At 71.5% G+C, this 16,526-nt stretch carries 15 protein-coding genes; 11 read left to right on the forward strand and 4 right to left on the reverse strand.

The features are described 5' to 3' along the window. Positions 1-175: 175 nt before the first annotated feature. Positions 176-1,852 carry a GMC oxidoreductase gene (locus tag JJQ90_RS14200; RefSeq protein WP_216876488.1) on the forward strand — a complete coding sequence of 559 codons (1,677 nt, stop codon included), beginning with the start codon at positions 176-178 and terminating at the stop codon, positions 1,850-1,852. A gap of 195 nt (positions 1,853-2,047) precedes the next feature. On the opposite strand, the gene JJQ90_RS14205 is transcribed toward JJQ90_RS14200, so the two are convergent. After that, complete coding sequence (locus JJQ90_RS14205) at positions 2,048-3,016, reverse strand: NAD-dependent epimerase/dehydratase family protein (protein WP_216876490.1); 969 nt, start codon at positions 3,014-3,016, stop codon at positions 2,048-2,050. A 263-nt stretch (positions 3,017-3,279) separates the two neighbouring features. Here JJQ90_RS14205 and JJQ90_RS14210 point away from each other — a divergent pair, with 263 nt between their 5' ends. The 8 genes from JJQ90_RS14210 (at position 3,280) to JJQ90_RS14245 (ending at position 13,457) form a co-directional block, all read left to right on the forward strand. Next, entirely contained in the window at positions 3,280-5,367 is a 2,088-nt protein-coding gene (locus tag JJQ90_RS14210) for a GumC family protein (RefSeq protein WP_216876492.1), read from the forward strand. Further along, positions 5,367-6,110 carry a polysaccharide biosynthesis/export family protein gene (locus JJQ90_RS14215; RefSeq protein WP_216876494.1) on the forward strand — a complete coding sequence of 248 codons (744 nt, stop codon included), beginning with the start codon at positions 5,367-5,369 and terminating at the stop codon, positions 6,108-6,110. The genes JJQ90_RS14210 and JJQ90_RS14215 overlap by 1 nt, the downstream gene beginning before the upstream one ends. Before the next feature lie 2 nt (positions 6,111-6,112). Then, entirely contained in the window at positions 6,113-6,862 is a 750-nt protein-coding gene (locus JJQ90_RS14220; RefSeq protein ID WP_216876496.1) for a WecB/TagA/CpsF family glycosyltransferase, read from the forward strand. Between the two features lie 86 nt (positions 6,863-6,948). Further along, a complete protein-coding gene (locus JJQ90_RS14225) occupies positions 6,949-8,130 on the forward strand; it encodes a polysaccharide biosynthesis protein (RefSeq protein WP_216876498.1) in 1,182 nt (393 codons plus the stop codon). Beyond that, positions 8,130-9,431 (forward strand): hypothetical protein, encoded by a 1,302-nt coding sequence (locus tag JJQ90_RS14230; protein ID WP_216876500.1) that lies wholly within the window; start codon positions 8,130-8,132, stop codon positions 9,429-9,431. The genes JJQ90_RS14225 and JJQ90_RS14230 overlap by 1 nt, the downstream gene beginning before the upstream one ends. A 170-nt stretch (positions 9,432-9,601) precedes the next feature. Next, positions 9,602-11,353, forward strand: a complete 1,752-nt coding sequence (locus JJQ90_RS27495) for an Eco57I restriction-modification methylase domain-containing protein (protein WP_216876502.1) — start codon at positions 9,602-9,604, stop codon at positions 11,351-11,353. After that, positions 11,350-12,444 (forward strand): BsuBI/PstI family type II restriction endonuclease, encoded by a 1,095-nt coding sequence (locus JJQ90_RS14240; RefSeq protein ID WP_216876504.1) that lies wholly within the window; start codon positions 11,350-11,352, stop codon positions 12,442-12,444. Before JJQ90_RS27495 ends, JJQ90_RS14240 begins: the two co-directional genes overlap by 4 nt. Before the next feature lie 29 nt (positions 12,445-12,473). Continuing rightward, positions 12,474-13,457 carry a ketopantoate reductase family protein gene (locus JJQ90_RS14245; RefSeq protein WP_216876506.1) on the forward strand — a complete coding sequence of 328 codons (984 nt, stop codon included), beginning with the start codon at positions 12,474-12,476 and terminating at the stop codon, positions 13,455-13,457. Here JJQ90_RS14245 and JJQ90_RS14250 read toward each other — a convergent pair. Continuing rightward, complete coding sequence (locus JJQ90_RS14250) at positions 13,439-14,401, reverse strand: hypothetical protein (protein WP_329959445.1); 963 nt, start codon at positions 14,399-14,401, stop codon at positions 13,439-13,441. The genes JJQ90_RS14245 and JJQ90_RS14250 overlap by 19 nt on opposite strands. 53 nt (positions 14,402-14,454) lie before the next feature. Between JJQ90_RS14250 and JJQ90_RS14255 the strand changes: the two genes are divergently transcribed. Beyond that, a complete protein-coding gene (locus JJQ90_RS14255; RefSeq protein ID WP_216876508.1) occupies positions 14,455-15,042 on the forward strand; it encodes a cytochrome b in 588 nt (195 codons plus the stop codon). A gap of 91 nt (positions 15,043-15,133) precedes the next feature. Here the strand turns inward: JJQ90_RS14255 and JJQ90_RS14260 are convergent, their stop codons facing one another. Continuing rightward, positions 15,134-15,391, reverse strand: a complete 258-nt coding sequence (locus JJQ90_RS14260) for a hypothetical protein (protein ID WP_216876510.1) — start codon at positions 15,389-15,391, stop codon at positions 15,134-15,136. A gap of 105 nt (positions 15,392-15,496) precedes the next feature. On the opposite strand from JJQ90_RS14260, the gene JJQ90_RS14265 reads away from it, so the two are divergent. Continuing rightward, positions 15,497-15,832, forward strand: a complete 336-nt coding sequence (locus JJQ90_RS14265) for a DUF1491 family protein (RefSeq protein ID WP_216876512.1) — start codon at positions 15,497-15,499, stop codon at positions 15,830-15,832. 3 nt (positions 15,833-15,835) lie between these two features. Here JJQ90_RS14265 and upp read toward each other — a convergent pair whose 3' ends face one another. Then, positions 15,836-16,462 (reverse strand): uracil phosphoribosyltransferase, encoded by a 627-nt coding sequence (upp, locus tag JJQ90_RS14270; RefSeq protein WP_216876514.1) that lies wholly within the window; start codon positions 16,460-16,462, stop codon positions 15,836-15,838. Between the last annotated feature and the right edge of the window lie 64 nt (positions 16,463-16,526).

Raw genomic sequence — 16,526 nt, forward strand, 5'->3', positions numbered from 1 at the left:
AACTGACGGCATCGATCATAAGTCGGGTGCAACAAATCCCATAAAATGGGATGGTCGCGTACAAACTGGGCAATGGCACGGCGTGCTTCCATGACTTATCCATATCGCGGCGCGCTTCTCCTGAACAGGAGACGTAGCTATTTCTTAACGAATCACATCGGGCCATCCTGACGTCATGATCATTGATGCCGCGACGCTGGAACAAGACACGGCGCTGGATGCCGAGCTTTGCATCGTCGGTGCCGGTGCGGCCGGCGTGACTCTCGCCTTGCAATTCCTGCGCGGACCGATACGCGTGGTGCTCGTCGAGTCCGGGCGTGACCAGGCGGAGGCGGCCACGCAGGCGCTCTATGCCGGAGAGGTCGCCGACACCGCGCTGCATCCGCCCACCGACACCTATCGGCAGCGGCAGTTCGGCGGCTCCACCACCCTCTGGGGCGGTCGTTGCATCCCGCTCGATCCGCTGGATTTGCGGGCGCGGCCCTGGATTCCGCATTCCGGTTGGCCCTTCGGCCATGAAGCGCTCACGGCCTGGTATCCGCAGGCCAACGCGATCTGCGAGGCGGGCGCCTTCGACTACAACGCCGCCAGCGCGGTGCCGGGCGGCATGCGCCCGATGGTCGCCGGCTTCACACCGCGGGACTTCACCACCGACGCCATCGAGCGATTCTCGCTGCCCACCAATTTCGCCGCCCGCTACCGCCACCGCCTGGCCGCGAGCGAGGCCCTCCGCGTTCTGCTCGGCACCAATTGCACCGCGATCGAGCTGGGGGAGGGGGCGCATTCGGTGCGAACCCTGCACCTGCGCACCCTGGATGGGCGGCGGGTGGCGGTGCGGGCAACCCAGGTGGTTCTCGCCCTGGGTGGGCTTGAGACTCCGCGCCTCATGCTGGCGTCCCGCGGGGCGGGGCATCAGGACGGCATCGGCAATCGCCAGGGCCTGGTCGGGCGCTACTACATGTCGCACATCGCCGGCACCTCCGGCCGGCTGCGGCTGCATGTGCCGCCCGACCGGGTGCGGCCTGGCTATGAGGTGGCGGAGGACGGAACCTATCTCCGCCGCCGGCTTCAGGTGACGGAGGCCGCCCAGAGCAAGCACCGCATCGGCAATGCGGTGATGCGGCTGCACTTCCCCCGGATTCCGGATCCGGCCCATGGCAGCGGCGTGCTGTCGGCGCTCTACCTGGCGCGGGGGCTGCTGCCCTATGAATACCGCAAGCGGTTGGCCGAGCCGGCCGGCGGCAAGGGTGTGGCGCTGCGCCATGTGCGCAACCTGCTGACCGACCCGTTCAGCGCCACGGGCTTCGCCTGGACCATGCTGCGCAAGCGCCGGCTCGCCGCGCGCAAGTTCCCGTCGATCATCGTGCGCCCGCCGCGCAACGTCTATTCCCTCGACTATCACGGCGAGCAGGAACCCAATCCGGACAGCCGCGTGACCTTGGCGGAGTCCCGGGATGCGCTGGGCATGCCGCGGCTGCGCGTCGACTGGCGCTGCACGGAGGGGGATATCCGCACGGCGCAGACCTGCTTCCGGCTGCTGGCCGAGGATCTGGCGCGCTGGGGGCATGGCAGCCTTCAGGCGGACCCGGCGGAGGTGGCGCATGACATGCTGCGCGACGGCGCCTATGGCGGGCACCATATCGGCACGGCGCGCATGGGCGCCACGCCGGCCGAGGGCGTTGTGGACGCCGAATGCCGGGTGCATGGCATGGCGAATCTGTGGATCGCCGGCGCCGCGGTCTTCCCCACCTCCGGCCAGGCGAATCCGACCCTGACCGTGGTGGCGCTGGCGCTGCGGCTGGCGGCGCGGCTGAAGCGGGAATTGGCGCCGCCGCCGATCGCGGCGGGCTGATGATCTATACTGATGGCCCTATCGCGTGACCGCTCTGGGCCCCCTCAGTCGTGCCGGAGGCACGCCCAAGGCGTGACGGGCGGAAACCTCCGGTTTCCTTGGCTTCGTCGCGCCGGAGGCGCGCCTCTGGCGCGATGCATAAGCGGCGGCGCCCATTCGGGCGCTCGGACCGGTCAAGAGACCGGTCCGCTGGTATTATCCCGCGGCGTTGAACCAGGCGGCGGCGGCGGCCAGCGCCGCGGCGGGCGGCGTGCGCGCGAAGCCCAAACCGGCATCCGCCCGGCGGTGGTCCAGCGTGATGTCCTGCTGGAACACCCGTTGCAGAGAGGGCGGGATGGGGTCCGGCATGCGCAGCCGCGCCTTGCGCCCGGCGATTTCCAACACCTTCAGGGGATAGGCGGCCAGCTTCTCGATGGTCATCTGCCGGCCCGCGATACGGCGCAGCGGCGTGGCGCCGATCGCCTGGGCCAGGGCCAGGAAATAGCTGTTCCAGTCGCCCGGCGCGGGGTCCGAGATGTTGAAGACCAGGCCTGGCGCGGCCGGCAGGCGCAGCGCCGCCGCCGTCGCGGCCACCAGGTCGTCCACCGCCGTCAGGTTGCAGATGCCGTCGCCGCCGGGCCCGAGATCGCCCAGGCGCCCCGCGCGCAGCAGTCGGCCGGGCCTTGCCGTCCAGCTTTCGGAACCCGGGCCATGCACGCAGCCCGGTCGCAGCATCACCACCTCCCCGCCCGCCTTGGCGTGGGCGGTCAGCAGGCGCTCGCTCTCGGCCTTGCTCTCGCCATAGGCGCCCTGGGGGGTCAGCGGCGCGTCCTCATCGACCAGCCCGGTCGCGGCGCCATAGACCGCCATGCTGCTGAGATGGACGATCCGGCGCGACCCGGCCTCGGCCGCCAGATGCCGGGTTGCCGCCGCCATGGCGGCAGGCTCGGTCGCGACGCAATTCACCACGGCGCGGACACCGGCCAGCGCGGCGCGCAGCGAGGCAGGGTCGCCGGCATCCACCGCGCGCCATTCGAAGGCCGGGGTCGCACCCGTGGTCGAGGCCGGGGCCGCGAGCGGCCTGCGCGTCCCCGCCACCACCGCGAAGCCGGCGCGGGACAGTCCGGCCAGCATGTGCCGGCCGATGAAGCCGCCTGCACCCAGGATGAGAATTTGATCGTCCATCTTCTGCAAGTTCGTGCCTTTCGGGGGGATGGTGGCGCCAATTATGGATTGGCAATCGCGATGCCGCATGGCAACAATAAAAAGCTGTGTGCGTGCAGCTCGCTACGGTAACATGTCGATGCGGCAGCTTGGGTGAGCCAGATCGATTTCTTGAAACCTCACCTTGGACCTAGGTTTGGGATATTGTCCCGGGATTTCCGCTAATGAACTTGGTCCCGAGCGCGCCTCGGCGTGCCGCCTTGCAGGAGGCGGCGCCGCGCATCTTGCCGCCATCCAGCCTCGGCCTGGCACCGCGCGATATCCTCACCACGATCTTCATCCGCTGGCGGCTGATCCTGCTGGCCTTCCTGGCGCCGGTCGTCATCGCGCTGGTCGCGGCCGCCTTGATACCCCTGCGCTGGCCGGCGGAGGGCCTGCTGCTGGTCCAGGTCAGCCGTGAGAGCGTGGGCGCCACGGATCTGACGGGCACGGGGCCCAACGTCGTCAGCGTCGACATGCCCAAGGTGGTGCAGTCCGAGGTTGATCTGCTGATCTCCGATGTCGTGCTCCGCCGCGCCCTCAGCGGCGACGGCCTGCAGGCGATCTTCCCCGATGCCGGTGCGCCTCGCCTGTTCGGCCTGCTGCCGGCGGCCCAGGTCTCCATCCCGCAAACCGCGCGGCGGCTCCGCGCCGCCATGATGGTGCTGTCCTCCAACACCTCCAACCTGCTGCGCGTCGTGGTGGCACTGCCCGACAGCGAACGCGCGGTGGTCGCCATGCAGCGCGTCTTCGACGCCTATCTGGCGCATCGCCAGTCGATCTTCGCGCAGGCCGATGCCCAACTGCTTTCGGTCGAGACGGAGCGCATGGCGGCCGATCTGCGCGAGCTGGACGAGGCCATCGCCAGGCTGCGCACCGAGACACGCATCCTGCACCTGCCGCAGGATATCGAACTGGCCAATACGCGGATCGCCAGCATCGTCAGCCGCATCGACACCCTGCGCGAACGCAAGGCCGCGACGGATGCGCAGCTGCGGGCGGCGCGGTCGGCGCTGGCCGTCTATCCCGCCCGAGTCGTCGCGGCGTCGGAGACCACGAACCTCGCGCCCAATGACGAAAGCCGCAACGAGCTGACCCGCCTGGTGCTGGAACGCCGCCGCATGGCCGCGCAATATGCCCCCGACTGGCCACCGTTGCGCGACCTGGACCAGCGCATCGCCACGCTGCAGCAGAGCATCGCCACCAACCGCAACACCCGGTTCGAAACGGTGCGCCAGGTGCGCAACCCGGCCGTGGAGCAGCTTTCCCTGCGTATCGCGACGCTGGAGGTCGAGGCCGATGCGACCGGCCGGCAGATGGCGGAACTCGAACGCCAGGCCGGCGAGGCGGAGGCGCGGGCCGCCGCCCTGCTGCGCAGCGAAGCCACGCTGAACGACATGGGCCGGCGGCGCGACGCGCTGGATGCCTCCTTCCGCCAGGTCGCCGGGCGCGAGACCGGCGCCCGGATCGGGGAAGATGCGCGGCGCTCCCGCTCGCCTTCCGTGATCGTCGCGCAGCAGCCGCTGGCCGCGGCACGGCCGCGCGACCTGAGCCTGGCCCTGATCGTCATGGGTCTGGTTGGCGGTGTGGTCTCGGCGGGCGCGACGGCGGTGCTGCTGACCCTGTTCCGCCGCAGCTTCGCCACCACGGATGAGGCCGCCCGCGGCCTCGGCATGCCCGGCCTCGCCTCGATCGCGCCCGAGGCACGGCTGGCCGGTGGCAAGGCCACGCCCGCCATCACCGACCTCACCGCCATGCTGCTCGATGCGCGGGAGAGTGGGGAAAGGCTCTCGCTGATCCAGTTCGTCGCGACCGGGGAGGATGACGGCCGCGGCGCCATTGCCCTGGCCATGGCCGCGGAGGCCGCCCGCACGCGCGGCCTGCGAACCCTGTTGGCGGACCTGCAGAGCGATGGCCGGGACTTCATGGCCGCCATGGGTTCCCACCCGGTGCATGAGCCGCAGGACCCGGAACAGCTCCTCGCCTTCAACACCGTCTTGCCGAATCTCTGGGTCGCCTATGGCGCGCGGGAGAGCCTGTTGGGCGACCCGCATGCGGGGATGGAGCGCACCGTCGCACTGCTCGACCGGTTGCGCCACGACCTCGACCTCGTGATCCTGGTCGCCCCGACGGATGCCGAGGGCTATGCCATGCGCCGCCTGACCGCCCTGGTGGATGCGAATGTGCTGGCGCTGCGCGCCGATGGCACGGACAAGGCCGTCGCCCGCGCCGCCCGCGACGCGGTGCTCGCGGCCGGTGGACGGCTGGTCGGCTTCGTCATGAGCGGGGAGCGTGCGCCCGTACCGGCGCGGCTCGCCCGGCTGGTGGCGTGATGCGCCTGGTTCCCGGCCTGCTGCTCGCGCTGCTCGGCCTCGCGGCCTGTGCCCCGGGCACTGCCAATTTCGCCACGACCCAATCGGTGCGGCCGCAGGAACGCATGCCGGAAGGCTTCGCCGCCTGGACCGACGCGCCCGCCCCCTACCGTTTCGGCGCGGGCGACCGGGTGAAGGTGCAGTTCCTGCTGACGCCGGAGGTGAATGAGATCGCGCTGGTCGCCCCGGACGGCACCATCTCGCTGCGCGTCGCCGGGCGGGTGGAGGCGGGCGGGCGCACCACCGCGGAGCTGGAGGTCGCCATCGCCGAGGCCTCCCGCCGCATCCTGACCACGCCGATCGTCACCGCGGGGCTGGAACAGGCCGGTTCCGCCATGGTCTTCGTCGGCGGTTCCGTCCGCCGCGCCGGCGCCTATCCGCTGACCGGGCGGCAGGGGCTGGCGGAGATGGTGGCCCTGGCCGGCGGACTCGACGAGGAGGGACGGATGGACCAGGTGGTGCTGATCCGGCGTTCGCCGACGGACCGGCCGATGCTGCGCACCGTGAACCTGAACGCCTTCCTGTCGGGGGCGGAGGTGACCGGCGACGTGCCGCTGGCCTCCGGCGACATCGTCTTCGTGCCGCGTTCGCGCCTGGGCGAGGTCGGGCAGTGGGTCGATCTGGCGATCAACCGCATCGTCCCCTTCTCACGCAGCTTCTCCTATGCCGTGAACCGCAACCCGGCGAGCGGCGCCGGGTTGTGACGATGCGGGAGATCAACCTGCTCGGCCGGGTGCCGGTCGCCGCGCTGGACCTCGCCGCCGCGACCGCCGCCATCGCGGCGCGCGACCCGGCGGCGAACTTCGCCTATGTCGCCACCATCAATGCGCAGATCCTCGTGCTGGCGGAGGACCCTTCCACCCAACTGCGCGCTGCGCATGACGGCGCCTGGCTGCGGCTGAACGACAGCGGCATCCTGGCCCGGCTGCATCGCTGGGCGACCGGGCAGGCGGTGCCGATCGCGGCGGGCAGCGACCTGTGCCTGGAACTGCTCCGCGGCGTGCTGCGGCCGGAGGACCATGTCACCATCATCGGTGGCGGACCGCTTCTGGTCGCGGCGCTGACCGCGCGTTTCGGCCTGCACCACCTGGCCCAGCACGAACCGCCGATGGGCTTTATGGACAGTCCGGCGGCACGCGATGCGGCGATCGCCTTCATCGAGGCCCATCCGGCCCGGCTCGTCTTCGTGGCCACCGGCGCGCCACGCTCGGAACGCCTGCTCCAGGCCGTGGCGGCGCGGGGGCTGGCGCGCGGCACCGGCCTGGCGGTGGGCAGTGGCCTGCTCTTCGCCGCCGGGCTGACCCCGCGCGCGCCGCCCTGGATGCGCCGGCATGGGCTGGAATGGCTGCACCGCGCCGTGACCGAGCCGCGCCGGCTCGGCCGCCGCTATGCCGCCGACCTGCTGCCGCTGCTCCGCCTCGCCATCCAGGCGCGACGCCAACGGGGCCTCATCTGAACCCGCAGCGCCTTCGCGCGGCCGGGCTGCGCTATGGGCTGGCGGGCGCGGAGCAGGGGCTGACCGCGCTGCTGTCGCTCGGCACCGTGCTGTGGCTGATCCGCCGCGGCAGCGCCGAGCAGCTTGGCAGCTACGTGTTCTGGGCCAATTCCGCGCTGGTCGCGGGCACGCTGGCGGCGGCCTTCACCTCCGTCCACCTCTACCGGCTGCCGCCCGCGCCCTCCCCGGGCCGGAGGCGGGCGGAACGGGTGCTGCTGTCGGGCAACCTGCTGCTGGCCCTGCTGATGGGGCTGCTGACGCTGCTGGTGGTGCCCTGGCTGGGCGCGACGCTCGGGCTGTGGATCGCGGCGCTGTTCCTGCCCTGCACCATCCTGGCGCTGCATGCGCGCGTCCTGGCGACCACGCATGGCGCGCTGGGCGCCGCCGCCGCGATCTCGGCGGCACCGCTGCTGGCCGTGGGCTGTGGCATGGGGGCGGAGCTGGTGCTGGGTCGCACGCCCTCGGTGCCGCTGCTGCTGGCGTTGAACGGGCTGGCGCAGGGGGTCGCGGGTGCCATCGTGATCCGCCGCCTGGGCGGCCCGTGGCCGATGGATTTCGGCGCGGGGGCGCGGCGGCGCTGGCGGGCGCTGGCGCGGCGGTCGCGCTGGTCGCTGGCGGCGGGGCTGGGCAATGAGGTCTTCACCCGGCTGTACATCTTCGTCGTTCCCGCCTGGTTCGGCGCGGCGGCGCTGGCCGGGCTGGCGGCGGCGCAGGCCATGCTGCGCCCGGCGACGCTGCTGGCAGGCGCCTTCGGTGCCGCGGCACGGCGCCCGCTGGCACGGCTGCGGCATGAGGGGGATGCGGCGGGCTTCTGGCGCCTGCTGACGATCGGCGCCCTGGGGCCGGCCTGCGCCACGCTGCTGCTGGGGGGCGTCGTCGCGGCCCTCTGGCCCTGGATCGCCGCCTGGGTCTTCGGCGGTCGCTATGCGGGGCTGGAGAAGCTGGTGCTGCTCTGGTCGGTGGTCATGGCGATCAGTTGCTTCTGGGTGGCCGGCCTCGCGGGCCTTCAGGTGCTGGGGCGGCTGCGCGCCCTGGCCATGGCGGAGATCGGCGGCGCCCTGGTCTGCGCCCTGGCGATGGCGCCGATGCTGCTGCTGCTGGACGCGCCGGGGGCGCTGCTCGCCATCGCCCTGGGGGGGGTGGTGCAGGTGACGCTGCTGGCGAGCGGCGTCCGCCGCGGACTGCGCGACCTGGCCCCCAACCTGGTCCCCGCCGCGGGCGCCCGATGATGTCGAAATGGCGGACCAGCGGTCTGTGGTGGTGGCTGCTGCTGCCGATGTTCTTCCAGATCTTCCACTACAAGCAGGAAGCCGGCCCGATCTACTACCTGGCCAAGCTCTGGCCGGTCCTGCTGTTCCCGCTGATCCTCTACGCCATGCTGGCGCTGCGGCTGCCGGACGGGCCGGCCTATCTGCTGCTGGCCGCCTATACGATCTTCCTGACGCCGGTGCTGTCGCTGCTGTACCTGCCGAACGGCCTGGTGGATGCGCTGCTGTCCACCGTGAAGGCATGGCCGCTGACCTTCTACTTCTCGTTCGCCGCGGCGCTGATCCTGCTGCGGCCCTCGGAGGAAACACTGGCACGCGCCGCGGTGGGCTGCGGCGTGGCGACCTTCGTGGTCATGGTGCTGATGTGGGTGGTGGTTCCGGCGGAGGCGTTCCAGCCGACCCCATTCGGCGCCAATCTGTTCTCCTGGGATGAGGGGCGCGGCAACTACATCCGCATGCCGATGATGCTGGCGGAGGTCGCGCTGTTCTGGCTCGGCCAGCGGCTGGCCCGCGAATGGCGGCTCTGGCAGTTCCTGCTGCTGATCGGCGCGATCGTCGCCATGATTACCATCTACAAGGCGCGGTTGCCGACCGGTGTCTCGATCATCATCCTGACCTGGGTCCTGCTGGCACGGCTGCCGGGGCGTTGGCGCTGGGGGCTCGGCGCGCTGGCCATGGTGCCGGCCCTGGGGGTCATCATGATCGTCGGGCCGCAGGTGCCGGAACTGCTCGCCCGGACCTTCGACGAATCCCTGTTCATCCGCCTTCGCTCTGTCGCCATGGCCTGGGACTGGATGAGTGGCGACCCGGTGAAGCTGCTGCTCGGCTCCGGCTCGATCTCGTCCTTTTCCTCGATCACCATGGCCGACTTCCTCGGCAATGCGGAATTCTTCCTGGCCGACATCGGCTGGCTGGGCGTGGTCATGGAATACGGGCTGGTCGGCACCGCCCTGATCGCCTTCGTCCATCTGCGGGCCCTGGCCACGGCCCACGCCGTGCGCGACGACGACCCCTTCCGCTGTGCCCTGCTGAACTACGTGATGTTCGAGCTGATGTGCTCGGCGGTCTATTCGGTGATGTATGCGCCCGGCCCGGTGGTGACCGTCGCGGCCATCGCCTATTGGCTGCGGGTGCGGGACGCGGCGGGCATGGCCCGGGATCAGCCAGGCTGGCCGGGGGCGCCGGCAGCCGCCCGCATCGAGACCCCCGCCTGGGCGCAAGGGCGCGTGCCGGTGCCCCGGCATTTCTCACGCTCCGCCTGAGCCGCGTCGCGTGATCGAGGTCCTGGCGCGCCAAAGGCAGCCGCAACCGCGGCCCGCCAAGGACCTCCAGCCTCCGCCGCACCGGCACCCGGGGCCGCTGTCGCGGGGCGTGTTCGCAGGGCATCATCGCGCGCGAATCGCGGGCGGGATCCATGGCGCGGGCAGGGGCAGTGGGTAGGGCGAAGGCGGATGAGGCAGGCGCCGCGCTGCTGTCCCGTCAGCGCGCCTTGTCCGCGGTGGCCGATGCCGCGAGCGTCGAGGCGGCGCGCGCGGTCGCCCATGTCGCCGCCCTCGCCTGGTGGCAGGCCAGCGCCAGGGCGCAGGCTGCCGGCCGGCTCGCGGCCGCGACCCTTCCCGCGGGCCTGGCGCTGGCCGAGCTGTCGCCGCCCACGACCGCCGAGGCGCGCGCCTTCGGGCGCGACCTTGCCCGGCTGCCGGTGGCGGAGGCCGTGGCGGCGCTCGGCCGGCTCTACACCCAGGCCCTGCCGCCGGCGCATCGCACCAGCCACGGCATCTTCTACACCCCGCCTGCTTTGGTCCGGCGCCTGCTCGACCAGGCGGAGGCCGCCGGCCATGACTGGCGCAGCGGCCGGGCCATCGATCCCTCCTGCGGCGGCGGCGCCTTCCTCGTGGAAGCCGCCGCGCGGATGTGCGCCGCCATGGATGGTGCCGCACCCGCCATTGCCCTCGCGGCGCTCGGCTCCCGCCTGCGGGGCTGGGACCTGGATGGCTTCGCCGCATGGCTGGCCCATCTCGCGGTGGAGGTGGTGGCCCTGCCGCTGGTGGCGGCGGCGCGCCGGCGCCTCGGGCCGGTCGCCGAGGCGCGGGATGCGCTGTGCGGGTTCGAGGATGCCGCCGGGCTGCATGATCTCGTCATGGGCAACCCGCCCTTCGGCAAGGTGAAGGATACGCCCGGGACGCGCGCACGCTTCGGCCGCAGCCTGTATGGCCACCCCAACCTCTACGGGCTGTTCACCGACCTGGCGGTGCATCTGGCGAAGCCGGATGGCGGGATCATCGCCTACCTCACCCCCGCGAGCTTCCTGGCCGGGCACTACTTCAAGGCACTGCGCCGGCTTTTGCAGGAACAGGCCCCGCCCGTGTCGATCGACCTGCTCGAAAGCCGCAGGGAGGCCTTCGCGGATGTGCTTCAGGAAGTGGCGCTCTCCACCTTCCGGCGCGGCCGCGCGGAACGCCATGCGACCTGTGCCGTGATGCGGGCCGAGCACGGCGCGCTGATCCGGCTGCCGACCGGGGTGCTGATGCTGCCCGACGATCCGGAAGGTCCCTGGGTGCTGCCGCGCAGCGCCGCCGATGCGGCCTTCGTCCAACGCATGCGGCAGATGCCGTCGCGCCTGGCCGATTGGGGCTATGCGGTCTCGACCGGCCCGCTGGTCTGGAACCGCCACAAGGCGCGGCTGCATGCGCGGCCGGGGCGGCACCGCATTCCCATCATCTGGGCGGAGGCGGTCACCCAGGATGGCCGCTTCATCCTGCGGGCGACGAAGCGCAACCACGCGCCCTGGTTCGAGCCGAGCGGGCCGGATGACCCCAATATCGTCACGCGGCCCTGCATCCTGGTGCAGCGGACCACGGCGAAGGAACAGCATCGCCGGTTGATCTCGGCCGAACTGCCCGCCGAGGTCATCGCGCGGCATGGCCGCGTCACGGTCGAGAACCATCTCAACATGGTGCTGCCCATGCTGCGCGATGCCGGCCCGAAGGTCCCGCTGGCGGCCGTCGCCGCCTTCCTCGCCACCGGCACGGCGGATCGCGTGCTGCGCTGTATCAACGCATCGGTCGCGGTCAGCGCCTCGGAGCTGGAGGCCATGCCACTGCCGACGGCGGAGGAGTTGCTGGCCGCGCTGGCGGAGCCGGATGTGGAGGCCGCGATCGCGCGCCTCTACGAGCCGGTCGGATGAGCCTGCCGCCGCTGATCCCCTGGCAGGAGATGCGCACGCGGCTTCTGGCCATCTTTCCCGAAGGCACGCCGGATCGCGGCTATCTGATCCGGGAGATGACGGCACGCACGGTCTTCACCGCGCTCTATGTCGGCGCGGTGGCCGGTGCCGATCGCTGGATCGCACCGCGCCATGTGGTGCGCATGAGCGACGACCAGGCCGCGCGGGACGACGACACGGCGCGCGGTGCCTACTACGTCGCGATGACCGCGGCCAAGGCGCCGTCGCCGGAAGGTCGCTGGTATGCGGAGAATACGCGGGAGCCCTTGCGGGACGAGGTGATCCGGCAGGGCCTGGTGCGCGTCAACGCCATGGTGGAACGCGGCGGCCTGGCCACCACGTCGCCGCTCGGCCGCTACGCCCTGCAGGCGGATTTCGCCGCGCTGTTCGAGCCGGGCCTGGACGCCGTGCGGCTGGCGGCGGCGGCGGCGGAATGGCGGCGGCGGAACCTCTCGCCCGCCGCGCTCGCCCGCGCCGCCCTGGTGCGGAACAGCGCCAGCACGGCGAGCGACAACATCACCGTGCAATGTCCCGGCGGCCCTTCCATCATCCTGCCGCCCGGCCCCAGCCCGATCATCACCAAGGCGGTGGTGGAGGTCTTCGCGCCGGCCTTCCTCGGCAATCCGCGCGTCGCCTGGATCAGCGACAGCGGCAACAAGATGCCCTTCCGGGATGCGCCGCTGGCCCGCGCGCTCGGCATCAGCCTGGATGCCGCGACGATGCTGCCGGATGTGGTGCTGGTGGATCTCGACCCGCCCGGCCGTGCGGGGGAGGTGCTGCTGGTCTTCGTGGAGGTCGTGGCCTCCGACGGTCCCATGACCGAACAGCGCCAGCGCGCCCTGCTCGATCTGATCGCCGCCAGCCCTCGCGCCTACCGGCCCGAGGACGCCGCCTTCGTCACCGCCTATCGCGACCGTGGCGCCGATCCGGCCCGGCGCGGCATGCCGTCGCTCGCCTGGCGGTCATTTGCATGGTTCGTCTCGGAACCCGATAAGCTTCTGCAACTGCATGACAGCGGCACGGCGAGGCGCAAGCTCGCCGCGTTGTTGTAGCGGCGGCATCGATCAGGGACTCCCTCTCCATGAAGATTTGCGTCTACGGCGCCGGCGCGATCGGCGGACATCTGGCGGGGCGCCTGGCGCGTGGTGGGGCGGAGGTGTCGCTGGTCGCGCGCGGCGCCCATCTCGCCGCGATCCAGGCCAATGGGCTGACGGTGCAGGCGCATGACGGCACGCATCACAGCCGCCCCAGGGCAAGCGCCGATCCGCGCGACCTCGGGCCGCAGGATGCGGTGATCGTCACCGTGAAGGCGCCGGCCTTGCCGGATGTCGCCGCCGGTATCGCGCCGCTGCTGGGGCCGGCCACCGCCGTCGCCTTCGTCATGAACGGCATTCCCTGGTGGTATTTCCTGGGCCAGGATGGCCCGCATCGCGACATGCGGCTGCCCGCCGTCGATCCCGGTGGCGCGCTGGAATCCGCCATCGGCCTGGAACGCACCATCGGCGGCGTGGTCTATTCGGCCAGCGAGGTGATCGCCCCCGGCGTGGTGCATTCCGAGCACGGCAATATCCGCGTCATCCTCGGCGAGCCCGATGGCCGCATCTCCGACCGCGCCAAGGCGATCTCCGCGGCGCTGGAGGCGGGCGGCATGCCCAGCCCGGTGACGCCGGAGATCCGGCTGGAGGTCTGGGCCAAGCTTCTGGGCAACCTCGCCAATGGTCCGCTCTGCGTGCTGACGCGGCGTGGTGTGCGCGACAGCTTCGCCGACCCGCTGCTGCGGGAGGCCGGTCGGCGCAGCGCGCTGGAGGCGCAGGCCATCGCGGCCAGCCTCGGCGTGGCGCTGCCGGATGCGCATATCGAGCGCGTGTCGCAATCCAACATGATGCACAAGCCCTCCATCCTGCAGGATCTGGAGCTGGGACGGCCCATGGAGATCGACGGGCTGTTCGAGATGCCACTGCATCTCGCGCGGCTGACCGGCACGCCGACGCCGCAGCTCGACCTGCTGGTGGCGCTGGCCAAGCAGACGGCGCGGGCGGCGGGGCTCTATCCGGAGATTGCGTAGCCCGTTCTCGGCATCTCGGTCTGTCCCAGCACCCAGCCTTCCCAGCGGCGGATCCAGGGGTCGTCGGGAATGTGGTCCGGCTGGGCGCCATCTAGCACCGCGATCAGCGCCAGCAGGCCGAGCACACAGTCCATCCGATCCTCCCCGGTCGCATCGGCGCCAAAGCCATCGGCGATGAGGTCCGCCAGGGCAGGGGAGGGGTCCACGCGCAGCCTGGCCATGGCGGCCCGCAGCGCCTCGGCCAGCACGCGGCGTGGCGCCTGCATCCGCTTGCTGCCGGCCAGCTTCAGGCCGAGCTGGCGCAGCGCCTCCGCCGGATAGACCTCGGCCAGCGCGGCGCGGCCCGGGGCGAGCAGCCCGTGCAGCGGCCCGGCGAAGGGCCAGAGGGAGATGGGCGCGTCGGCGGCCAGCGCGGGCGCGATCCAGTCCCGCCAGGCGGCGATGGCGGCCTTGCCGGACTGGTTGGCGCCAAGGGTCCAGAACACCGGCGCGCCGGCCGGCCGCAGGGCCGTGGCCCGGTCGCAGAGGCGGGAAAGGCCGGCGGGTCCGGCCAGCCCCAGCGCCGCCGCATGCGCCGCCCGGGTCATGCCCTTGATGCCGCGCGCCGGATAGAAGGGCTGGGCCGGGGAAACGCTATCGAGCGTCGCCGCCACGTTGAAGAAGCCAGGGTCGCCAACCAGCCCGGCGAGGAATGCCGGAAAATCCGGCTCCGCCCGGCCCAGCGCCCAGTCCCGTGGCACACCCAGCGGCAGGTCGAGGCCGAGTGCCACCGGCCGGCCCTCCGCCAGCAGCCCCGGCAGAAGGTCCGTGACATCGCCGACCAGTCGCGGCACCTGCGCCAGCCAGCGGTCGCCCCGGCGCTCGGCCCGCGCGATCCAGCGCTTGCCGGGCACCATGCTCCAATCCGCATGCGCCGCGATCATGCCACCCTGTTTCGCTTCCACGCCGGATGGAACATCATGGCATACTGAATGGCGCGGGAAGGGATTTTCACCACATGGAGCTGTCCACGGCCACGCCGCAGGCGCCGATCAAGGGCCAGGATGGGCTGCATCCGGATGGGCAATATGCATCGCTGGCCAAGTGGTTCCACTGGCTGACCGTGCCGCTGCTGTTCACCGCGCTCGCCACCGGGCTTGTCATCCGCTTCATGAAGGATGACGCCAAGATGCCCTTCTACGCGCTGCATGAAAGCCTCGGCCTGCTGATCCTGGCGCTGGCCCTGGCGCGGCTGGCCTTTCGCGGCATCAGCAAGCCGCCGGCCCTGCCGGCGCATATCCCGGAAAGCCAGCAGCGCGTGGCGGCCCTGGTGCATCACGCGTTGTATGCGGCGCTGGTGGTGCAGCCGCTGCTCGGCTTCCTCACCACCAATGCCTATGGCTTTCCCATGCAGGGCGCGACGGCCTTCCTCGGCTTCATCGACCTGCCGAAATTCATGGAGGCGGCGCCGGGCCTGGCCGGGGTGCTGCACTGGATGCACAGCCTCATCGGCTGGGCCTTTCCCTTCCTGCTGGGCGCGCATATCGGCGGCGCCATCTACCACCACGCCATCCGCCGCGACGGCACCCTGCTGCGGATGCTGTGATACCAACGCTCGACTTCATCGAGCGTTGGTGGCCCTCAAGCGCCGGGCGGTCCCTCCCACAGGTCAGCTGTCCAGGGCCTTGGTCTGAGTCTTATTTGATCGGCTTATGCGCCCGGTCGAGCAGCCGGCCGAGCCAGCCCTTCGCCTCCGGCGCCGCCTTCGCCACCTCGGCAGCCTGCTTGGCGGCGGCGGCCTCATCGGCGCGGCGCAGGCGCTCCTTCTCCGCCAGCCACTTGTCCAGGCTGAGCCCGGCCTTGGCAGCGCGCTTGGCCTCATAGGCGCGCTGGCCCTCGGTCAGGGGCGGCTGGGCGACGGGCTTCGCCTGAGTCTTGTCCGGGGTCTTCGCCATGGCGCGGTCTCTCCATCCGCCGGGTGAATGGCGCGGCGGCGGCGGCTTCGCAAGGTGGGATGCGCCGGGCTTGCGCCCGCCCGGCGTGGCGGCGACATTGCGGCCATGGATCCAAAGATCAAGGCCGGCATCTGGGTGTCGATGGCGTTGCGGCTTTCCGACATCGCCGGGCGTTCCGGCGCGGTGCTGCGCAAGGGCGATGCTGATAGCGGCGGCATTCTCTGCGTGCTGCGACGGGCGCGGGACGAGTTGGTGGTGCTCAGCCAGGTGCGGGACGCCGAAGGCCGCCCGGCCTGGATGCGCGGCACCGGCGACACCCCGGTGGACCAGGAGACCGCCGATTCCTATGTCGAGCGCCAGGTGAAGCGCGACCCGGACCTCTGGGTGGTGGAATTCGATGCCCCCGACCTGAAACCCGCCTTCGAGGCGCGAATCCTGTAGCCTCTATTCCACCGTCCCGAAGCAGCGATCCCCGGCATCGCCGAGGCCCGGCACGATGAAGCCGCGGTGGTCAAGACGCTCATCCAGCGCGGCGGTGTAGATCGGCACATCGGGATGCGCCTCCTCCAGCCGCGCCACGCCTTCCGGCGCCGCGACCACGCAGATGAAGCGCAGATGCGGCGCGCCGGCCTCCTTCACCCGTTGCACCGCCGCCACCGCGCTGCCGCCCGTGGCCAGCATAGGGTCGAACAGGATGGCGCCGCGGGTCCGCACTTCCGGCGGCATGCGCAGCATGTACTGGCTCGGCCGCAGCGTGTGCTCGTCCCGCACCAGGCCGACATGGCCGACCGGCGCCTCCGGCAGGATCTGCATGCCGCCTTCCATCAGCCCGAGCCCGGCGCGCAGCACGGCGACCAGCACCGGCTCCGGCGCCGCCAGCATGCGGTGGTCCATCTCGGTCAGCGGCGTGGTGATGCGGGCCATGCGCTCCGGCAGGCCGCGCGTCGCCTCCAGCGTCAGGATGGCGCCGATCTCGGCCAGCAGCCGGCGGAAGCGGGCGGAGGTGGTGGCGGCATCGCGCAGCTCCGCCAGCCGGTGGGCGAGCAGCACATGATCGACGACATGCAGCATGGGGGGCGACTTCCGGGGCAGGGGTCAAAGCATGATGACCGTAGGTGCGAATGCACCGAAGGTC

Origin of the sequence: Falsiroseomonas oleicola (assembly GCF_019029495.1) — a bacterium.
GTDB classification, from domain to species: Bacteria; Pseudomonadota; Alphaproteobacteria; order Acetobacterales; family Acetobacteraceae; genus Falsiroseomonas; species Falsiroseomonas oleicola.

What these genes read in the sequence shown, in the direction of transcription:
- JJQ90_RS14255 (WP_216876508.1), top strand. Translation starts at nt 14,455, where the DNA reads ATGGAGCTGTCCACGGCCACGCCGCAGGCGCCGATCAAGGGCCAGGAT.
- JJQ90_RS14260 (WP_216876510.1), bottom strand. Translation starts at nt 15,391, where the DNA reads ATGGCGAAGACCCCGGACAAGACTCAGGCGAAGCCCGTCGCCCAGCCG.
- JJQ90_RS14240 (WP_216876504.1), top strand. Translation starts at nt 11,350, where the DNA reads ATGAGCCTGCCGCCGCTGATCCCCTGGCAGGAGATGCGCACGCGGCTT.
- JJQ90_RS14245 (WP_216876506.1), top strand. Translation starts at nt 12,474, where the DNA reads ATGAAGATTTGCGTCTACGGCGCCGGCGCGATCGGCGGACATCTGGCG.
- JJQ90_RS14220 (WP_216876496.1), top strand. Translation starts at nt 6,113, where the DNA reads ATGCGGGAGATCAACCTGCTCGGCCGGGTGCCGGTCGCCGCGCTGGAC.
- JJQ90_RS14230 (WP_216876500.1), top strand. Translation starts at nt 8,130, where the DNA reads ATGTCGAAATGGCGGACCAGCGGTCTGTGGTGGTGGCTGCTGCTGCCG.
- JJQ90_RS14265 (WP_216876512.1), top strand. Translation starts at nt 15,497, where the DNA reads ATGGATCCAAAGATCAAGGCCGGCATCTGGGTGTCGATGGCGTTGCGG.
- upp (WP_216876514.1), bottom strand. Translation starts at nt 16,462, where the DNA reads ATGCTGCATGTCGTCGATCATGTGCTGCTCGCCCACCGGCTGGCGGAG.
- JJQ90_RS14215 (WP_216876494.1), top strand. Translation starts at nt 5,367, where the DNA reads ATGCGCCTGGTTCCCGGCCTGCTGCTCGCGCTGCTCGGCCTCGCGGCC.
- JJQ90_RS14205 (WP_216876490.1), bottom strand. Translation starts at nt 3,016, where the DNA reads ATGGACGATCAAATTCTCATCCTGGGTGCAGGCGGCTTCATCGGCCGG.
- JJQ90_RS14200 (WP_216876488.1), top strand. Translation starts at nt 176, where the DNA reads ATGATCATTGATGCCGCGACGCTGGAACAAGACACGGCGCTGGATGCC.